Genomic DNA, 19,646 nt, shown 5'->3' on the forward strand with positions numbered 1-19,646 from the left:
AAGGACTATTATGAGCGCATTATTGATTTATAAAACACTCCACATATTTTTTATGATTGCGTGGTTTGCCGGTATTTTTTACTTGCCTCGATTATTTGTATATCACGCAATGAGCGAAGAAAGATCATGTAACTCTATGCTTAAAGTTATGGAGCGCAGGTTACTTTATTTCGTAACCCCATTTGCTGTTTTAACGGCTGTATTTGGTGTGTTAACCATTGTTGAATATGGTCGTGATTGGTTTAAATACAGTATGTGGCTACATTACAAACTTGTACTGGTAATTATTTTATACCTATACCACGGCTACTGTTTTAAGTTATTAAGTGACTTTAAACATGACCGAAACACTAAAACAGACCGCTTTTACCGTATTTTTAATGAGCTCCCTGTTATTGCGCTGCTCATCATAGTGGCACTTGCGGTAATAAAACCTAATTTATAAGCGTTTCGGTGCATGTTAAACTGCGCTGCAATTTACAATACTTGCTATAACACGCGCGATTGCGTGCTCCATTTATGGATTATCGCGCCCATTTGATTGATTAGGAATTACCCCATGTTAAGTTTCCAAGGCGAACATATACTGTCTGTAAATCAGCTAGACAGAGACTGCATTGAACGTATTTTTGCAGTAGCTAAAAAAATGGAGCCTTATGCTAAAAAACAAAAGCAAACAACGGTGCTTAAAGGCGCTATTTTAGCTAATTTGTTTTTTGAACCAAGTACTCGCACGCGAGTTAGCTTTGGTACAGCCTTTAACTTACTAGGCGGTGGTGTACGTGAAACTACAGGTATGCAAAGCTCAGCGCTTGCAAAAGGTGAATCACTTTACGATACCGCGCGCGTTATTTCAGCTTACGCCGATGCTGTTGCTATGCGCCACCCTGATGCAGGCTCAGTAAGTGAATTTGCTGATGGCTGTACTGTGCCAGTTATTAATGGCGGCGACGGCCCAAATGAGCACCCGACTCAAGCATTACTTGATTTATTAACCATTGAGCGTGAATTACACCGTTTTGATCAAAATATTGATGGCATGCATATAGCGCTTGTGGGTGATTTAAAATATGGTCGCACAGTGCATTCTCTATCAAAGCTATTGTGCCATTATAAAAACGTAAAGTTTTCGATGGTCGCGCCTGATGGCCTACAAATGCCAACGAGCATTTTAGATGCCGTAGAAAATGCAGGACACAAAATTGAGCTAGTGAACAAGATGGAAGGTAATTTAGCCGCCGATATTGTTTACCAAACACGTATTCAAGAAGAGCGTTTTCCTTCACAAGAAGAAGCAAATAAATACCGTGGCGGTTTTAGAATTAGCCAATCTATTTACAGCGCTCATTGCAAACCTAACTCTGTATTAATGCATCCGTTACCACGTGATAGTCGCTTAGAAGCCAACGAGCTTGATAACGACTTAAACAGTAACGACAATTTAGCAATATTCCGCCAGGTACAAAATGGCGTATTAATTCGTATGGCACTGTTTGCTTTAACACTCGGCGTAGAAAATAAAGTCGATAAGTATGAAGTGGACGTACCTTGGTTTAGCCGCAAACGCGACAGCTAGACCCTCTTTAAGTGACAATTTATAGGATTTTTCATGACAATTAGCCAAGACTTATTTGAACGCGCTCAAGCCTCTATTCCAGGTGGCGTAAACTCGCCAGTTCGTGCTTTTAACGGTGTAGGCGGTACGCCGCTATTTATTACAAAAGCAGAAGGCGCGTTTACATTTGATGCCGACGGTAATCGTTACATTGATTATGTTGGCTCTTGGGGGCCTATGATCATGGGCCATAACCACCCTGCAATTAAACAAGCCGTGCACGAAGCAGTAGAAAATGGCCTTAGCTATGGCGCGCCAACTGAAGCCGAAATACTAATGGCTGAAAAAGTAAAAGAGCTGGTTCCATCAATCGAAAAAGTACGCATGGTTAGCTCAGGCACTGAAGCAACAATGAGTGCAATTCGTTTAGCACGTGGCTTTACCGGCCGCGATAAAATATTAAAATTTGAAGGTTGTTACCACGGCCATGCTGACTCGTTATTAGTTAAGGCAGGCTCTGGTGCACTAACAATGGGCGTACCTAATTCTCCTGGTATTCCTGAGGACTTTGCTAAGCATACACTTACTGTATCGTTTAATAACCTAGATGAAGTAAAAGCTATTTTTGCAAAATATGCTGACGAAATTGCCTGTATTATTGTAGAGCCAGTAGCCGGTAACATGAACTGCATTCCACCAGTGCCAGGCTTTTTAGAAGGTTTGCGTGATGTGTGTGACGAATATAAATCAGTACTTATTTTTGATGAAGTAATGACGGGTTTTCGTGTTGCACTTGGCGGCGCACAAGCGTATTACAACATTAAACCAGACCTTACGTGTTTAGGTAAAGTCATTGGCGGCGGCATGCCTGTTGGCGCATTTGGTGGTAAAACCGAAATAATGGATTACATTGCGCCTGTGGGCCCTGTTTACCAAGCGGGTACTCTTTCTGGTAACCCTATTGCGATGGCTGCAGGTTTAAAATCACTTGAGCTATTATGTGAGCCAGGTCTACACGATAAGTTAGAAGCAACGTCTAAAGCAATTTGTGAAGGCTTTGAAGCTGGCGCTAAAAAAGCAGGCATTGCATTAACAACTAATTATGCTGGCGGCATGTATGGATTCTTTTTTACTGATGCTGAAAAAGTAACGACATACAAACAAGCTACTGAATGCGACCTAGAGCGCTTCAAACGTTTTTTCCACCTTATGCTTGAAGAAGGTGTGTACCTTGCTCCATCAGCATTTGAAGCTGGTTTTGTATGTGCTGCGCATACTGAGCAAGAAGTAAAAGAAACAATAGCGGCAGCAGAACGCTCGTTTGCTAAACTTTAAGTTAAAATTACTTTTTATATTTTATAAGCGCTTGTTTTTACAGTGTGTAATTAAGACTAAAGATTGAAAAAAGCCCGAAAGGGCTTTTTTTATTTGTAAAGTACTATAAATGAATGATAATTAAGCATAACAAGGTCTATTCACCTTTACCCTAATTACAAAAATACAAGAGAGCCTTATGTCAGGATTACGCCAATTTTCTTTTCCCGCTATCCAGCTAATGGCAAATTTAAAATACAAAACTAAAATCAGCTTAATGTTTGGAATTTTACTCGTTCCTCTTGCACTTAGTTTGTTTTTTTTAATCTCATTATTAAGTGAAAGTATCGCTGTTTCAAAAATGCAGCAACAAGGTTTAAAAGGCTACAGGTCAATACTCTCAAATCAAATGCAGGGGGAAGCAAATCAAAATATAAAAATAGCTCGCTCACTCGGTTTTGATATAAAAGACGATCAAGCAAATGATGTACTTGAACTTGTTTCTATTCAGTCTAACTTAGCATTAGATAGTCAGTTAGCTAGTGCTTATGTAAACCGCTCTTTAGTCACGCCAATTCCTGCACTTATAATGCAAATAAACTCGACAGCGCAAAGCGCAAACACTGTTTTGGCAAGTAATCGTTTTACGCCAGATACGTTTATAGCACTTTCAAATTTTAGTAAGTCACTTCCTTTATACGAAAAACAACTCGATAAAATACTCAATGTAGCCACCAATGCAGACAAGTCAGTAAATAAAGCGCTCATGCCTTCGTTAGATAATTTACACAGTGCTGTTGGTGCATTTAAAAAAGCGATAGATGAAAAACTACTTGAGCCAGACGATATTTTATTAACTCAATCAGAATTTACTAAACTAACAAACAATGTTCACAGCAGTATTAATCAACTTGTTAGTAAGAGTATTCCAACGCTTGAGAGCCTTATTGAAGCAAAACTACAAACTCAACAGTGGACTCGAAATCTTGTTTTAGCTGCTTCATTAATTAGTTTGTTATTTGCATTTTATTTGATGATTGGTTTTTATTTTGCAGTTGTTGATACCATTAATCGCTTTGCTGATGCCGCTAACAGAGCCGCGAATGGCGACTTAAATGCAACTATCGATTCGAGCACTAATGATGAAATGGGAATTATTGCATCGCGCTACAACGCATTACTTAATGCATTTTCACATTTATTAATTGATGTTAAAGCAAGTACAGAAGAGCTATGCGGCGCAACTAAATCGCTATCACATGCGAGTAGCCAAACAAGCAATGATGTTTCAAAACAGCAAATCCGAGTAAATGCCATTTATAATGCACTCAGCGAAATGGCTCAAAACGCACTTGCAGTTGAAGAGTCAGCGCATCAAGCAACGCTTACCGCGCAAGATGCTGCTGCGCATGTAAAACAAGGTTCAGACAATACAATGGAGCTTGCTAAATATATGCAAGATTTACAAATTGAATTTGCAGAGAGCCAACAAGCGCTCGATAAGCTAGCACAAGATAGCCAAGAAATTAGCAAAGTTAGTAAAGGTATTAGTGAGATAGCCGATCAGACAAACTTGCTTGCACTAAATGCCGCTATTGAAGCTGCACGAGCTGGCGAGCATGGTCGAGGCTTTGCCGTTGTAGCTGATGAAGTAAGAACTCTTGCTCAGCGTACACAAACACAAACACAAGAAATTCACCAAATTATTAGCTCCTTACAACAAGCATCTGACGACACTCAGCAAAAAATGCGTTCAAGTGTTGAAAAAATGGAGCAATCGGTAAAAGCAGCCAATCAAACCAATGAAGTATTGCAAAGCGCAGAGCAAAGTATGGGCGACATTAAACATCAAGGTGAAGTTATTGCAGAGCGTGTTAAACAGCAGTCAAATGCGACAACACAGGCATTGAATGATTCGCAAGAGGTGAGCAATTTAGCAGATCAAACGCTAACATCAGCTCAATCAACGCTGCAAGATGCACAGCAGCTAAGTCGCTTATCTAATGATTTAACCAAATCAATGCAGTTTTTTAAATCTTAATACCAATTCGCTTAATTAAGTGATCTATTTTGAGGGAAGAAAATAGTGTCGATAACAAGGCAAAAATTTCGTTATTTAGTTGTTCTCGGCAATTGCTCCTGCATTGCTCTACCTCCTGCATCCATGCAGTTGTATATCAGAAATTTTTAACGTCAGATTTAACCCCTCAAATTGATTAAGTATTATTACGGATTGGTATAATTACGTTAACTATACTTTAAACAACAAAGCAGCTAAATAAGCGGCTTTGTTGTTTAAAGTAATCTTAAATTAACGAATACATTGTGGTCTTGGCTCGAACTCACTCGCTCTAAGCGGTAGCTGAATCACCTTGCCACATCCTGGTGGTGCCTGCTTACCCGTTTGCTCATTTACAAATGCCCAGCGTATTGATGGTGGACGCGTATCGGCTATTGCTTGTGGATTAAGTGGCTTTAAGTAGCGAATATATGCTTCTAATGCACCTACGCTGCCCGTTAAACCCGTGCTTTTGTTGTCGTCTCGACCAAGCCAAGCTACCGTCACTGTATTTTGATCAAAGCCTGCAAACCAACTATCACGTAAATCGTTACTAGTGCCAGTTTTGCCTGCAAGTTGGATTGATGGGAAGTGTAAATTTAAGCGTTTAGCAGTGCCGTCTTTCGTTACGCGTTTCATCGCGTATTTAGTCATATACATTGCAGATTTATCAAAACGAGGCTCTGCATTTACTTTATGCTTATAAAGTACTTTACCAACCGAGTCAGTTAATGCCGAAATTGCAGTAAGCTTTTTATATTCGCCATCTGCAGCAATTGTCGTATAAAGCTGAGCAACTTCAAAACTCGACATTTCAACAGCCCCTAAAAGCAACGATGGGTATTCGTTTATCGCCCCTTTAGCGCCTAATCCTTTTAGTGTATTCGCGACTTTATCAACACCTACATCGAGGCCTAAATTAACCGCTGGAATATTAATACTGTTACTAAATGCTTTATAAAGAGGTATTGCACCACGGTATTGATGATCAAAATTTTCTGGTTGCCACACTTTTCCCTGCTCATTTGTAACCTGTACTGGCGAGTCATCAAGCAAAGTAGCTAAATTATAATGTGGTAATTGCAATGCGGTTAAATACACAGCAGGTTTTACCAGCGAGCCAATATTACGTTTTGTATCTAAAACACGGTTAAACCCTGAATAACGAACATCGCGCCCTGCAACAAGTGCAGATACACCGCCCTTTTCTACATTAACAGAGATCATGGCTGCTTCTAGTTTTTCGGTTCTAGGACGACTCTCCAAGTACGGTAAGCTCTTTTCAATAGACTCTTCCATTGCTGTTTGCTTTTGCAAGTCAAAATAAGTAAATACTCTTACGCCTGCATCAAGTGTTTGCTGATCTGGCAATAATTCATTTAATTCTCTGTTCACTAACTCTAAATAGCCTGGATATGATTTTTGTAAACTCGCTTTCATTGGCGCAATATCAATTGGACGATTAAGCGATGCACGGTACTCTTTTGTGCTAAGTAGCTTGTTTTCAACCATAAGGCGAAGCACTAAGTCTCGGCGCTCCATTGTGCGCTCTTTATAGCGACGTGGGTTGTAATAAGATGGACCTTTAACCATTGCTACCAGCAAAGCAATTTGATCGTACTCAAGCTCATCTACCGGCTTTGAAAAGTAAAAGTCAGCAGCAAGCCCCATACCGTGCACACCTTGGTTGTATGACTGCCCTAGGTATACTTCATTTAAGTAAGCTTCTAATATCTGATCTTTTGAATAACGATAATCTAAAATAAGGGCAATAAAGGCCTCATTTATTTTTCGTACTAAAGAGCGCTCACGTGTTAGGTAAATATTTTTAGCTAACTGCTGAGTAAGCGTACTACCACCTTGAACGGTGCGCCCCGCTTTAATATTAGAATAAAGCGCGCGTAAAATAGAAAACACTGATACACCATGATGTTCGTAAAAATCACGGTCTTCGACTACCAATAGCGTATCTTTTAGCATTGCTGGAAACTTATCTAGTGGTACAAATTCTCTATCTTGTTTAGAGTCATTACCAATACGCGCTATTTGCACAGGCTCTAGACGAGCTGAATTTAAACGCCTACCAAACTTATCTTTAATGGTCGCAACTTTTTGCCCTGCAAAGCGAAGTTCAATAATATGTGATTCTTCAAGGCCATCATAAAATTCAAAATCACGACGATAAATCTTGATGCTATCTGCTGTTTTAACAAACTGCCCTGTGCGGCTTAATCTATTAACCGATGAATAATTTAAACGCTCTAGCTCAAACACTACTTCCTGGCTTGATAAAAATTGTCCCGGATAAAACTCCATAGAACGAGCATACACTTGCGCTGGAAGTTGCCATTTATTACCTTCAAATATACGCGTTGTTTTTGAATCTAAATAAATGAAGTACATTGCCATTGCAATAAAAACAGCCAAGCTTAGTTTCCAAAACACTGACCATGTTTTTCTCATAAAAGAGCGTTTAACAGTGGTTTGCACTGTTTTTTTACTGCCCTTTGAGGTGCTTTTTTTTGTTGTGCTTGACGATTTACTTGCACGTTTAGCTGCAGGTTTACTGGTAGGTGTTTTTTTATTGTCGGCCATTTAAGTGTAATTTATTCCAAGGGTTATTCACGAGTGTGAGCTTAGCATATTGGATATATCCTAACATCCGAAAAGTTAACCCCCCCTGAAACAAAAAAAGCCCTACCGAAGTAGGGCTTTGTGTAAACACACTATTATTTAAATAAACTATTAGCTATTTCGAACAGAAACAAACTCTGGGTAGGCTTCAATACCACAATCGTGTTGATCCATACCGTTTAGTTCTTCTTCTTCGGTTACTCGTATACCCATTGTTTTGTTAAGCACAGTCCAAACAATAAATGATGCTACAAATACAAAGGCAAGAATACATACTAGACCCGTTAACTGATTAACAAAGCTTGCGTCACCATTGGTTAGCGGTACTAACATAATACCTAATGCGCCACACGTACCATGAACAGAGATAGCACCCACTGGATCGTCAATCTTAACTTTATCAAGTGCTATGATACTAAATATAACAAGTGCACCACCAAGTAGACCAAGTAGACATGCCATTAATGGTGATGGAGATAGAGGGTCTGCTGTTATAACAACTAAGCCAGCTAATGCACCATTTAAGACCATTGTTAAATCTGATTTACCCCAAAGTACTTTACATACAAACAGTGCTGCAATAGCACCCATTGCAGCTGCTGCATTGGTGTTAAGTAATATTTGGCCTACTGCAGTTGCGTTTTCTTTATCCGAAAGTAGTAATTGAGAACCACCGTTAAAGCCAAACCAACCCATCCATAAAATAAATGTACCTAGTGTAGCAAGTGGTAAGTTTGAACCTGGAATTGGGTATATTTCACCGTTCTTACCATATTTACCTTTACGAGCACCTAAGATTAATACACCAGCTAGTGCAGCGGCTGCACCTGCGCCATGCACAATTGCAGAACCTGCAAAATCAACAAAGCCCATTTCAGATAAGAAACCACCACCCCATGTCCAGTAACCTTCAATAGGGTAAATAAAACCAGTTAGTACTACAGCAAAACCTAGGAAAGCCCACAGTTTCATACGCTCAGCAACAGCACCCGATACAATCGACATAGCGGTTGCAACAAATACTACTTGGAAGAAAAAGTCAGATTCTAAAGAATGGTCAGCATCGGCAGCTTGTGTACCAATTAAAGCGCCTATCGAAGGAATAAAACCACCTTCGGCATTGTCTACATACATAATGTTGTAGCCAACTAATAAAAACATCGTACATGCAATTGAATATAGCGCGACATTTTTAGTTAAAATTTCAGCTGTGTTTTTAGAGCGAACTAAGCCCGCCTCTAACATGGCAAAACCTGCTGCCATCCACATTACTAATATACCTGATATTAAAAAATAGAAGGTATCGAGTGAAAACTTTAGTTCTATTATTGTATTTTCCATGAGACCCCCTTAAATTGCTTCTTCGTCAAGTTCGCCAGTACGGATACGAACAATTTGATCCAAGTCGTACACGAAAATTTTACCGTCACCAATTTTACCTGTTGATGCAATTTTAGTGATTGCTTCAACAACGCGTTGACAATTTTCAGTACGAGTTGCAATTTCAAGTTTGATCTTAGGAATAAAATCTACTTGGTATTCTGCACCACGATATAACTCAGTATGACCTCGTTGACGTCCAAAACCTTTAACATCAACTACTGTCATCCCCTCAATTCCTAAATCAGCGAGTGCTTCACGCACGTCGTCTAATTTAAATGGTTTTATGATTGCACTAATCATTTTCATAGCGGCCCCCTCGGACTCTTTATTGTTATCCTATTGGGTTAAACAATCCAACCTTTGTGCCACTATTTTATATCAATTAAAAACAGCCACTTAGTAACAAACACAAACTCAAGATCAAAAAAAACGCACCAATTAGGTGCGTTAATTTAACAAGTCAGCTACATTGGTGCGTGCTATATCTCTATATATTTATCACGTACCTAGCTTTGTTTAAGAAGGGTTATACCACGCAGTTTCTGCCTTGGTTTTTAGCTTCGTATAATGCTTTGTCAGCAACACGCATTGCCTGCGTTAAGCTAGTGTCTTGAAAGTCAGCCAAGCCTATACTCGTGGTAATTTTAATTGATTTATCGCTAATAGAAAAATCGTAACTAGCCATCTTTTTCCTAAATGCTTCAAAGTATTCACGACCGCGTTCTAGCTCTATTTCAGGTAATATTATGGCAAACTCTTCTCCGCCAACCCGTGCAACCGTAAACTTTGAAAACGTAGATCGTATTAATGAACCAACCTGCTTTAAAGCCTGATCGCCGCCTTCATGGCCTAATGTATCGTTAATGTTTTTGAAAAAATCGATATCAAGCAATGCCAAAGTATTTTTCTGGTTTTTACTTTTAAGGAGCTTTTCTGCATATTGATAAAAGTAACGTCGGTTATGAAGCCCTGTTAAGTGATCCCTATGTGCGCTTTCTTTAATATCTGAAATTAACGACAGTTGCTCCATTGTTTGAAGTACTCGACAATGAAACTCTTCATTCATAAATGGCTTTGTTAAAAAGTCATTGGCGCCGTATTTAATAAATCGTGCTGATAGGCCATGCTTTCCCGCGCCCGATAAGCCAATAATTGCTAAGTCGTCTCGGCCTCTAAAATTACGTACCGCTTTGACAAGTTCAAAGCCATCCATAGAGGGCATAGCGTAGTCGGTCATAAGTAGCTTTATATCAGGATTAGCTTTTAATATTTCGAGTGCTTGTTGTCCATCGTGGGCATCTGTTACATCAAACAATTGCTTTTCTAGCATTTGCTTCATTAACGAGCGACTTAGTAATGAGTCATCTGCTATTAGTGCTTTACAGCCTTGATTTCTGAGTAATTGCGCAACGAGCTTAACTGCATAATGGTAAGAATCGCGATTATCTTTAATAACATAATCAACTACGCCCAATTCAAGCATTTGTTGGCGCTTGTACTCATCTATTTTTGAGGTTAAAACAACCGTAGGAATTTTTTTAGATAAAGTATATTTTGCAACTTCACCGTGCGGAGCATCTGGCAAAGTTAAATCAACTAACGCAAGCGTATAGTCGTATTTTTCTACGAACGTAGCGCATTCTGCTAAAGACCAAGCAAAATCAATTGCTACATCAAGGTATTGTGCAGTTAAGTGGCGAAGCACCTGCTGCACTACTTTACTGTCTTCAACCACTAATACTCTTTGCATAAAGCTTCTCTTTACCTTTAATTAATTTTGTAACAAAACGACAAATACAACGCTATTACTGCAATAGCATTAGTCATAAACATCCGGTGTAGAGTGCACTTATGTGCTTGAAAGCGTAATCCATTAGATTTTTTTGGTGATAGCTTGTATATAAAATCAATACAAGTAGGCCCGCAATATACCTGAATTCTGTGATTAACTAAATAAAGAAACCAAATCCCAAATAACTATAAAAGTGGTTAGCACGCGTCTCTAAGCGCATTAATACCTTACTTAACTAGTATTATCGGCCACTAGTCTCAATACTTTTGTTATTTAACTCATTAATGTCTTTAATGGTGTATCAACAATAATAAGGACACCTAATGAAGCTTAGTCGTATTATCAGTTTACCGATAACCGTTATTGCATTAATAATCAGTACAAGCACGCTTGCCGATAACCAACGTCGTATTGATGTAGACAGCAAAGTTGTTACTCAACATAAAGCTAAAATCAACGGTCAACGCTTTAATTACACCGTTGCCACAGGCACACAACCTGTATGGGATGATAAAGGCGACGCGGTTGCGACATTGCAATACACCTACTACACACGCGACAAAGTTGACGACAGGACAAATCGCCCATTACTTATTTCATTTAATGGCGGGCCAGGTTCGGCTTCTGTATGGATGCACCTTGCTTATACTGGTCCTCGCGTATTAAAGATTGATGACGAAGGCTATCCAATTCAACCTTATGGCGTAGAAGACAACCCATATTCTGTACTTGATATTGCCGACATTGTTTACGTAAACCCTGTAAATACTGGCTACTCTCGCGTACTTGAAAACGAAAAAGGCGAACTTCCTTCTAAAGCAAAACAAAAAGAGCTATTTTTTGGTGTTAATGCCGATATTAAATACCTTGCTGAGTGGTTAAATACTTTTGTAAATAGAGCTGAGCGCTGGCGATCGCCTAAATTTTTAATTGGTGAAAGCTACGGTACAACACGTGTATCGGGTCTTGCTCATGAGCTTCAAAATAGTCAATGGATGTACATAAACGGTGTTGTTCTCGTATCACCTACTGATATTGGTATTAAGCGCGACGGCCCGATTAAAGCAGCTAACCGCCTACCTTACTTTGCAGCGACTGCTTGGTATCACAAAGCACTTAAAGCCGATTTACAAGCTAAAGATCTAGATGAGTTATTACCTGAAGTTGAAGAGTTTACTGTAAACGAATTAATCCCAGCGCTTACTAAGGGTGGCTTTATTAATGCTGAAGAAAAACGTCGAATTATTACAAAAATGGCACACTACGCTGGCTTATCAGAAAAGTTTGTTGAACAAAATAACTTGGATATTCCAACTCAATTTTTCTGGAAAGAGCTACTACGTGAACGTGGTCAAACTGTAGGTCGCTTAGATTCTCGTTATTTAGGAATAGATAAACGCGACGCAGGTGAATCCCCAGACTACTGGGCTGAACTTACCTCTTGGTTACACTCTTTCACTCCTGCAATTAATCACTACTTACGTGAAGAGCTAAACTATAAAACAGATGTAAAATATAATTTATTTGGTAATGTTCACCCATGGGATAGAACCGGTAATAATACGGGCGAAAATCTACGTTTAGCAATGGCGCAAAACCCTTACTTAAACGTGATGATTCAATCAGGATACTTTGATGGTGCAACCAATTACTTTGACGCTAAATATACGTTATGGCAATTAGACCCAAGCGGTAAAATGAAAGACCGTTTGAGCTTTAAAGGCTACAGAAGTGGGCATATGATGTACCTTCGCCACGCTGACTTAGAAAGCTCTAATAACGATTTACGTGACTTTATACAGGACGCTTTACCTAAGAAAGGGGAAGCGGCTAAATACTAAAATATTTTAAACATAAAATGGCTCTTTATGAGCCTTTTTTTATATGCGTTTTTCATATCGTAAACAATAGCTTTTAAGTTGCGTTACTACATCGTTAAAGCATACTTCAAGCTGCTGTATATATTCATTTTTAACTGTTTCGTTTTCTGCCTGTGTTTCTATCTGCTGGCATATATTTGCCAACTCAATAGCCCCCACAGACTTTGAAGACGATTTTAATGCATGGGCCTGAAAAGCCAAATCAACATAATTTTTACTCTTAGCATACGCATTAGCTAATTTAATTTGCTCCCCTGCCGTTTGTAAAAACGCATTAAACACCATGCAGTGCACAGTAGGATCATCACCAAGCATTGCTTTTAATAACGTGATATCTAGTTGATCAAAACTATCTGAAGCTATATTTTCACCATCAGATTTTTCTGATCGCGTGTTGACCACTGTTTGAGAGTGCTCCATCAATAACGACTTTAATTTAACAAGCTCAATGGGCTTGGTTAAAAAGCCGTTCATTCCACAATCATAACAATTATCTATATTGTTTTTGGTAATGTTGGCCGTAATTGCAATTATAATAAGTTTATCAAAATGAGTGTTTTCGCGTATTTTTTTGGCTAACCCTAACCCATCGAGTAAAGGCATTTGAATGTCGGTTAACAAAATATCAAAATGGTTACTTTGCAGAGTTTCCCAGGCTTGTTCCCCATTACTTACAAAAGTAGAACACACTCCAAGCATGGTTAATTGCTGTTTTAATACTTGCTGATTTGTAACCTGATCTTCTGCCACTAAAACCTCAAGCGTAGGAAGAGTTACTGTATCTAAGCTTTGCAGTATTATTTGAGGTACTTGCACTTGTGCTGGCAAGTCAGTTTGCTCAAAGCTGTTAAAGTTTAGTGTAAAACAAGAACCTTTGTGCTGCTCACTTTGCGCGCTTAAAGAACCCTGCATACGCTCTACCAGCTGCTTAGTTATCACTAAACCAATACCAGTTCCATTTACTTTACTGGTTTCAGCTCCTAAGCGGTCAAAAGGTTTAAATAGGCGAGAAATGTCATCAGGAGCAAATCCACATCCGGTATCTATTACATCTATTTCGCATTGTTTATTACTTAACACCCGGCAATTTATATTAATGCTGCCATTTGGTTTGTTGTATTTAATCGCATTTGAAAGCAAGTTAAGCATCACTTGTTTAAAGCGGCGCTGATCAATGTAAATACTCAACCCTTCTAAGGACTCGAAACCTTGGGTATGCAGTGTTATTGATTGCCCTTTAACAAGCTCAGTGACGAGCTCTACTGACTCCTCTAATATGCTTTTAATAGGCACATAAGAAAAACTAAACTGCATATTACCCGACTCAATAGCCGTTAAATCAAGTACATCGTCTATAAGTAATAGTAAATGTTCTCCAGCTTGATAAATGCTTTTCGCGTTTTCTTTTTGTACTTTATTAGCACTTTCATCATATCCATACAGTTGGGCTAAGCCTAAAATTGCATTTAACGGGGTTCTTAATTCGTGGCTCATACTGGCCATAAAATCTGACTTTGCTTTACTTGCTGACTCAGCTTGAATTCGTAATACATTTAATTTTTGATGGTTATTAGCAACCTCATCAACCATGTTATTAAATGCACTTATTACACTGCCTACTTCATTTTGTTGTTGTTTATCTATATGGCAATCAAAGTCACCTTTGGCTAAACGTGAAAACCCCCGTTTTAACGTCCTCAAAGGCGATGTAACCCTGTAATCCACCAGCCAAGCTAAACCTATAAAAACGATAACTAAAATAATAAATTGTATATATATTAAGGTGTAATGAAGTTTTGAAGATTCGTTTATTTCATTCGTAAAATTAACAACCAAGCTAATATTAGCCAGCGGTTTATCTAAAAACACCACCTGCTGAGATAACAACATGTCGCCGTTTTCATTTGCTCCAACCCAATTTTCAAGCGGGTATAATTGATTTTTTGAATCAACATCAACAATTTTAATACTTTTCCAATTAGGGCGAGTTTGGAGTTGGCTGTCTATTTCTTCATACAGCTCTGCATACTGCCTAGTTAACAACGGAGTCGTTATAGAAGTCGATAACTGCGCTAAAGAACGCTGAGCAGCCTTTGAAAGCCCATCGTTTACCCAACGCGCTTGCTCAGGTAAGGCGTAAAACATAAAAAGACAGGCCATAAGCAAGCCACAAAGCAATACAACAATAAAGCTTTGCGCCCTTAAACTACGAAACCCTCTAATTTTCAACATAAAATGAGCGCAAGCCCCACTGAGTTAACTGCTGATACTCTGCTAAAGTTGCAATACTAGGTTTAATAATTGGGATACCTGCAAGTAAATGTTTATGCTCTGAGCTTTGCCCAATATCTAAAATAGCTTGTTGCACTTTTAACTGTATTGCAGGGTCAACCCTTGGGTGGGCTACAATTGGATGGCGACTAATTTCACGCGTTTTATAGAGAATTTTAAGCTTATTTTGTAAGCTTTCTGGTTGTTGTTTAAATGTGCCCATTACACCACCGCCCGCCATTGTTGAATGCAGTGCTACATTTAAATATACCGAAGGGTGGGTTTGTACATATACAGGCTTTATTGTTAGCCCATACAACAACGCTAAGTCGGCTCTCATTAATAATGACGCACCTAATGCATTAGGTGCAGGGAATGCTATTTCGGCGCCCTCTAGTTGGCTTAAATTATCAATACCACTGTCTTTATTTACGAGCAAAATACCTTGCAGCTTTCGCCCTGCATCTTTTATTAGTGGCAAATATCCCTGCTTTTCATATGCTACAACACTGTGCCATGGATTCATGTATGCAAAGTCGTATTCGCCATTAGCAAAGGCTTTTTCAAATACCGGAATAGACTCAACTGTAATTAGCTTTATTGATACCCCTGTTTGCTTACTTACTTGCTTTAACAAAGGTTGCCAAATAGCATTTAGCTTTTGCGGCTCATATTGCGGCACTACACCAAAAGTATATTCTTGAGCCAATAAGAGTGAGCTGTGCATCAAACATAATATAGCCACTAAATACTTCATCAATTCTCCAAATAATAGCGTGTCATTATTGCTTAAGCGTAGTTAAATACTACCCAACACACCATAAAATTATTATATATTCGATATTTAGCACTGACCTACTTTGATTACAGGTCGTTTTGGAGTGTATTTTTATGTATGAGCATATGATGTAAATTAATAAAGATGTCGTAAGTACTGTTTAGGCCGGCTTTATTGATTAGCCAAGTAGGGATTGATCCATGAGGCAAAGCTGGTTGGTATTTCGCTCATCTGCGCTTTTACTTCAAAAATATTATCACTGTGGCTTTGATAATACACACTTACGCCATTTTTGTTTTTATACAAATGCCATGTTGGCTCAGCGTAAGTGTTAAAACTAACTAATAAAAGAATAACGAATAAGCACTTTTGTAACTGAATTTCATTACAAAAGCGCATCATTTATTTTTGCCAGTAAGGTTCTATGTCAAATGAAGCAAGGCGACTTTGCTCCATCGCACTAACCAGATATTCAGACTTTTGTTCAAGCCATGACTGGATTTTAGCAAGCTGTTCGTCTTCTTGCCCAGCACATAACTGCTTTAAATACTCAAGCGTACTTAACTCATAAATACCATGAGAAATATCAAGCCAAGGCAATCTAAACTCTAGGCGTTCCTCTTTATCAAATAACGATCCTAAGCAGTTACCGCTCAGTAAACTATTTTCAAGTTGAGTGCGCAGGTTTAAATACGAAGCGACATCGAGTGTTTGTTCTTTAGGGAGTAATTCGTGCAGATTTTTCCAGTCTTTATTAAAAAGCCTACTCGCAATGGACGACACGTTTTGCTCAGCCGCTTGAAGCTCTATTTGCCCCCAATCTTTACGCCACTGTTTATCAATTAACCACGTAGTTAACGACAGTAATAAACGATTATAACGCGCGCTATGAAACAGTGCATTTATATCGTCAATGCTTGGCTGTAACTCTTTTAAATCACCAATGACTTGAGTAAGTGCTGGAGCAGCATTAATTTTTTTATAAAAAGCATGGCGTTTAGACGTGTACGTTTTTAATTGAATCGCGTTTTCTACCCACGCTAATTCGCTTAATAACCATTTAAGCTCTGTACGTAAATGTTCTGTACTTTCTTTGGATACTATATCGTCGTACAGCCAAAAAGTATGGCGTATTAGGCTAATGCCGTCAGTTACGCGTTTAAGCGTTTTTAAACTTGGCTTATCGAAATAGCATTGCTCATGCTTTTGCACAAAGCGAATGCCAAAGTTCATGGCTTCAACTAAAGCACGCTCTTGGGTAGTCGACTTTGGTAATTGAACAAAACCAATAGATTTGCTTGGTGTTAAAGGTTTTTCATCTGCAAGGCGATAACCACGCGCGGCCTTAGAGTATAATCCTAAACGGATACAGTTCTGGCTAACCAGTACATCTGCAAACGCAAACAACTCATTACGACTACCCTCAACAAGCTCAATTTCAAGCTCGCTAATAATTTCAATTTTACCCGAAGCCGCAATTTCACCTTTATCGAGGACAACTTCAATTTTAGCGCCACTTTCGGTTTCAATTAACCAAGTACGACGAATAAAGTTAGTGCTAAATATTGGATACAAGTTTTTTGAGATTGCGCTTATTTGCATGCCATGAGGCCAAATATCAGCATCAAACGCCATTAAATTAGGGCGACTTGATTCAATTGGTAAATTGTACTCTGGACGCTGGTGTAAACCACCTACAACTTCACCTGCAAGCTTTATAGTTTGCTCGCATTCGCTGTCAGAACAGCGAGTTCTAAAGCCTATATCAAGCGCTCTAAGCTCTCGGCTTGGCGTGTCGTAGTATGCATTTTGTAAGCTGCGTGACGGTTTATTCTTCACCGTTTTTGCAAATTGAGTAATTAACGAGGGGATCAGTGGAATAACGGCATCTGATACCAAAAATTTCAGTTCTATCTCAGTATCCATTCGGTTTGCGGATTACCTTTAAAATAAATAAGTGCTCAAAATAAACAAAGCACACTAACAATGCAAATTTTTTAGCCTTATTTTAGTGCCTGTTGACCTTTGTGGATTAAAATTCGTTCTATCTAGAGGCAATTTAATCGAGGCGCGAGGTTTGTAACCTAGTGGACTCGGTAACTGCTCCTGCGTTACCCTGCTGGGTTACAATATCAGTCTTGCTATTGAGCTATTTAATCCATACTATCTAACTACTTATGTGAAATGAAAATCACGTTCATAACGGACGCAGTTAGATCAACAAGGTAGATAAATGCTAAAACATTGTTTATTAGGGCTACTTTTAACAGCCACCACATTTATGAGTTATGCAGAAGAAGCAAAACCTGCAAATTCAACTAATGCAAACACCGCTTATATTATCGATAATTTATATACTTTTATGCGCTCTGGTGCGAGTAAGAATTATCGACTACTCGGCTCTGTAGATGCTGGAACAAAGTTAACCTTGTTATCTGCTGAAGAAAACGGCTTTATAAAAATTAAAGATGATAAAGATCGCGAAGGTTGGATAGAAACTAAGTTTGTTACCAAAACGGCAGGTTTACACCAACAGTACAAAACACTAAGTAGCGAAATGAGCACTATGCAAGAAAACCTGCGCCAAGCTCAAATAGAACTTCCGCAGCTACAAGAGCAAAACCAAACTTTAACTGATCAAAACCTGCAGTTATCGGCCCAAATTACTAAGCTTAAAACGACACTAGAACAAGAGCGCACCCAAAAAGAAGCAGCTAGCTCAAAAGAGAAACGTCAGCTACTTACTTACGGTGGTGCTATTGCGTTTTTAGGCCTGTTTTTAGGTATTATATTAACGATAGTGTTGTCACGTCGTAAACGCTATGAAGGTTGGGCATAACCCCCTCTTTCTATAGAATACAAAAAGCCGCTTTATAGCGGCTTTTTATTCTCTGTATTTTCATGCAGTTCGAGTTTTGGTGCACTCATACCTTTGAGTAACCGACCAAATATATCAGCGCCGGTAATAATGCGCTTCACATCACTCCACACTAACACCACATCGTGATCAATGGCCCCATCAAACGATTTATCTAAAGAATGACTAGCCCGTATTTTTAAAATAACTTCACTCAGGCGCATCGCTTCATCAGCAACAATAATAGGTCTGTGACAATAATGATAAGGGTCGAACGTCTCTGGTTCAAACAAGGCCGAACGTAAAAAGCCGTCAGCATCTACCACTAATAAAGGCCAACCGTCTTCATTGGTAATGATCACCCAGTTATAACCTGACTTATGTAGTTTTCGTAAAAACTCATTATCAGTCGTTAATGTAAGGTCTGGGAAAATAGGCAAATCAAGCTTAGTAGGCAAAGCAATAATAGAGTCTGGATCAATTACCTCACCCTCTTTGGTTACGCTTATTTCATCTAAACTAAAAAAGTTAAGTGCGCCAATTCCCTCAACGTGCTGAACATCAGCCTCTTCCGCTTCTATGTGTTTGCGAATAATACCTCTGAGCTCACTTTCAGCAAAGTACGTAATCCCTTCTTTACCTAACCATGCATCGAGAATTAAGGCCGTTGGCTTAGCAACTACATAAAACAGAATCTGATAAAACTTAATTAACGGCGAAAGTAGGCTCGCCATTTTTAGCGCATTACGCGAAAAATAAGCCTGCGGTGTTATTTCACCAATAATAGTAATTGCGATAGTTGAGAATAAAAACGAACTTGCGCCCATTAATACCGAATCAGAAAGTAGTGTAAGTAGTACGTTAATACCTACGTTGCCCCACAAAATAGTCGATAATAAAAAGTTAGAGTCGTTTCGAAGGGCCATCACTTTTATGGCCGCATCGTTCCCTTTTGCACTTTCCATTTCGAGCTGAAGCCTACTTAGTGAAAAAAACGCTAAGTTTAAGCCCGAAAATATTGCCGATTGTGAAATACACAAAGCAATTGCACACCAAATCATGACTTCAAAGGTCATTGTATTTTCCTGTTAGTAATACCAATTCACTTAATTAAGCGAATTGG

General features: G+C 38.9%; 15 protein-coding genes. 6 read left to right on the forward strand and 9 right to left on the reverse strand.

Features of this window, described 5'->3' with window-relative positions; genetic code table 11:
- Nucleotides 1–10 precede the first annotated feature (10 nt).
- From AAEY68_RS13885 to AAEY68_RS13900, 4 genes are all read left to right on the forward strand, one after another.
- Nucleotides 11–445, forward strand: coding sequence for a CopD family protein (locus tag AAEY68_RS13885; protein ID WP_007584864.1), 435 nt, complete (start codon nucleotides 11–13; stop codon nucleotides 443–445).
- A gap of 114 nt (nucleotides 446–559) precedes the next feature.
- Nucleotides 560–1,576 carry an aspartate carbamoyltransferase gene (locus AAEY68_RS13890; protein WP_007584862.1) on the forward strand — a complete coding sequence of 339 codons (1,017 nt, stop codon included), beginning with the start codon at nucleotides 560–562 and terminating at the stop codon, nucleotides 1,574–1,576.
- 33 nt (nucleotides 1,577–1,609) lie between these two features.
- Nucleotides 1,610–2,890, forward strand: a complete 1,281-nt coding sequence (gene hemL, locus AAEY68_RS13895) for a glutamate-1-semialdehyde 2,1-aminomutase (RefSeq protein ID WP_024589288.1) — start codon at nucleotides 1,610–1,612, stop codon at nucleotides 2,888–2,890.
- A 178-nt stretch (nucleotides 2,891–3,068) separates the two neighbouring features.
- Nucleotides 3,069–4,910, forward strand: a complete 1,842-nt coding sequence (locus AAEY68_RS13900; RefSeq protein WP_197119088.1) for a methyl-accepting chemotaxis protein — start codon at nucleotides 3,069–3,071, stop codon at nucleotides 4,908–4,910.
- 270 nt (nucleotides 4,911–5,180) lie between these two features.
- Here AAEY68_RS13900 and mrcB read toward each other — a convergent pair whose 3' ends face one another.
- From mrcB to AAEY68_RS13920, 4 genes are all read right to left on the reverse strand, one after another.
- A complete protein-coding gene (gene mrcB / locus AAEY68_RS13905) occupies nucleotides 5,181–7,523 on the reverse strand; it encodes a penicillin-binding protein 1B (protein WP_024593459.1) in 2,343 nt (780 codons plus the stop codon).
- A 150-nt stretch (nucleotides 7,524–7,673) separates the two neighbouring features.
- Entirely contained in the window at nucleotides 7,674–8,903 is a 1,230-nt protein-coding gene (locus tag AAEY68_RS13910) for an ammonium transporter AmtB (protein ID WP_010555509.1), read from the reverse strand.
- A gap of 9 nt (nucleotides 8,904–8,912) precedes the next feature.
- Entirely contained in the window at nucleotides 8,913–9,251 is a 339-nt protein-coding gene (locus AAEY68_RS13915; RefSeq protein WP_004587162.1) for a P-II family nitrogen regulator, read from the reverse strand.
- 220 nt (nucleotides 9,252–9,471) lie between these two features.
- Nucleotides 9,472–10,695: a diguanylate cyclase domain-containing protein gene (locus AAEY68_RS13920; RefSeq protein ID WP_007584842.1), complete on the reverse strand. Its 1,224-nt coding sequence runs from the start codon at nucleotides 10,693–10,695 to the stop codon at nucleotides 9,472–9,474.
- Between the two features lie 365 nt (nucleotides 10,696–11,060).
- On the opposite strand from AAEY68_RS13920, the gene AAEY68_RS13925 reads away from it, so the two are divergent.
- Nucleotides 11,061–12,578, forward strand: a complete 1,518-nt coding sequence (locus AAEY68_RS13925) for a S10 family peptidase (RefSeq protein ID WP_024593460.1) — start codon at nucleotides 11,061–11,063, stop codon at nucleotides 12,576–12,578.
- A gap of 39 nt (nucleotides 12,579–12,617) precedes the next feature.
- Here AAEY68_RS13925 and AAEY68_RS13930 read toward each other — a convergent pair whose 3' ends face one another.
- The 4 genes from AAEY68_RS13930 to AAEY68_RS13945 form a co-directional block, all read right to left on the reverse strand.
- Nucleotides 12,618–14,849 carry an ATP-binding protein gene (locus AAEY68_RS13930; RefSeq protein ID WP_024593461.1) on the reverse strand — a complete coding sequence of 744 codons (2,232 nt, stop codon included), beginning with the start codon at nucleotides 14,847–14,849 and terminating at the stop codon, nucleotides 12,618–12,620.
- On the reverse strand, nucleotides 14,836–15,645 hold the full coding sequence (locus AAEY68_RS13935; RefSeq protein WP_024593462.1) for a phosphate/phosphite/phosphonate ABC transporter substrate-binding protein: 810 nt from the start codon (nucleotides 15,643–15,645) through the stop codon (nucleotides 14,836–14,838). The genes AAEY68_RS13930 and AAEY68_RS13935 overlap by 14 nt, the downstream gene beginning before the upstream one ends.
- 192 nt (nucleotides 15,646–15,837) lie before the next feature.
- On the reverse strand, nucleotides 15,838–16,068 hold the full coding sequence (locus AAEY68_RS13940) for an SRPBCC family protein (protein ID WP_024593463.1): 231 nt from the start codon (nucleotides 16,066–16,068) through the stop codon (nucleotides 15,838–15,840).
- On the reverse strand, nucleotides 16,069–17,592 hold the full coding sequence (locus AAEY68_RS13945) for a CYTH and CHAD domain-containing protein (protein WP_007584831.1): 1,524 nt from the start codon (nucleotides 17,590–17,592) through the stop codon (nucleotides 16,069–16,071).
- Between the two features lie 307 nt (nucleotides 17,593–17,899).
- Between AAEY68_RS13945 and AAEY68_RS13950 the strand changes: the two genes are divergently transcribed.
- The gene (locus tag AAEY68_RS13950; protein ID WP_007584830.1) at nucleotides 17,900–18,505 is read left to right on the forward strand and encodes a TIGR04211 family SH3 domain-containing protein; all 606 of its coding nucleotides are present in this window, start codon (nucleotides 17,900–17,902) and stop codon (nucleotides 18,503–18,505) included.
- A 32-nt stretch (nucleotides 18,506–18,537) separates the two neighbouring features.
- Here AAEY68_RS13950 and AAEY68_RS13955 read toward each other — a convergent pair whose 3' ends face one another.
- Nucleotides 18,538–19,599: a DUF21 domain-containing protein gene (locus AAEY68_RS13955; RefSeq protein WP_024593971.1), complete on the reverse strand. Its 1,062-nt coding sequence runs from the start codon at nucleotides 19,597–19,599 to the stop codon at nucleotides 18,538–18,540.
- Nucleotides 19,600–19,646: the final 47 nt, after the last annotated feature.

The sequence above is a fragment of the Pseudoalteromonas sp. RB2-MNA-CIBAN-0110 genome, assembly GCF_040309305.1.
GTDB classification, from domain to species: domain Bacteria; phylum Pseudomonadota; class Gammaproteobacteria; order Enterobacterales; family Alteromonadaceae; genus Pseudoalteromonas; species Pseudoalteromonas arctica.

Coding starts and splice junctions, on each gene's coding strand:
- mrcB (WP_024593459.1), bottom strand. CDS start 7,523: ATGGCCGACAATAAAAAAACACCTACCAGTAAACCTGCAGCTAAACGT.
- AAEY68_RS13920 (WP_007584842.1), bottom strand. CDS start 10,695: ATGCAAAGAGTATTAGTGGTTGAAGACAGTAAAGTAGTGCAGCAGGTG.
- AAEY68_RS13945 (WP_007584831.1), bottom strand. CDS start 17,592: ATGGATACTGAGATAGAACTGAAATTTTTGGTATCAGATGCCGTTATT.
- hemL (WP_024589288.1), top strand. CDS start 1,610: ATGACAATTAGCCAAGACTTATTTGAACGCGCTCAAGCCTCTATTCCA.
- AAEY68_RS13910 (WP_010555509.1), bottom strand. CDS start 8,903: ATGGAAAATACAATAATAGAACTAAAGTTTTCACTCGATACCTTCTAT.
- AAEY68_RS13935 (WP_024593462.1), bottom strand. CDS start 15,645: ATGAAGTATTTAGTGGCTATATTATGTTTGATGCACAGCTCACTCTTA.
- AAEY68_RS13915 (WP_004587162.1), bottom strand. CDS start 9,251: ATGAAAATGATTAGTGCAATCATAAAACCATTTAAATTAGACGACGTG.
- AAEY68_RS13955 (WP_024593971.1), bottom strand. CDS start 19,599: ATGACCTTTGAAGTCATGATTTGGTGTGCAATTGCTTTGTGTATTTCA.
- AAEY68_RS13925 (WP_024593460.1), top strand. CDS start 11,061: ATGAAGCTTAGTCGTATTATCAGTTTACCGATAACCGTTATTGCATTA.
- AAEY68_RS13900 (WP_197119088.1), top strand. CDS start 3,069: ATGTCAGGATTACGCCAATTTTCTTTTCCCGCTATCCAGCTAATGGCA.
- AAEY68_RS13940 (WP_024593463.1), bottom strand. CDS start 16,068: ATGATGCGCTTTTGTAATGAAATTCAGTTACAAAAGTGCTTATTCGTT.
- AAEY68_RS13885 (WP_007584864.1), top strand. CDS start 11: ATGAGCGCATTATTGATTTATAAAACACTCCACATATTTTTTATGATT.
- AAEY68_RS13930 (WP_024593461.1), bottom strand. CDS start 14,849: ATGTTGAAAATTAGAGGGTTTCGTAGTTTAAGGGCGCAAAGCTTTATT.
- AAEY68_RS13890 (WP_007584862.1), top strand. CDS start 560: ATGTTAAGTTTCCAAGGCGAACATATACTGTCTGTAAATCAGCTAGAC.
- AAEY68_RS13950 (WP_007584830.1), top strand. CDS start 17,900: ATGCTAAAACATTGTTTATTAGGGCTACTTTTAACAGCCACCACATTT.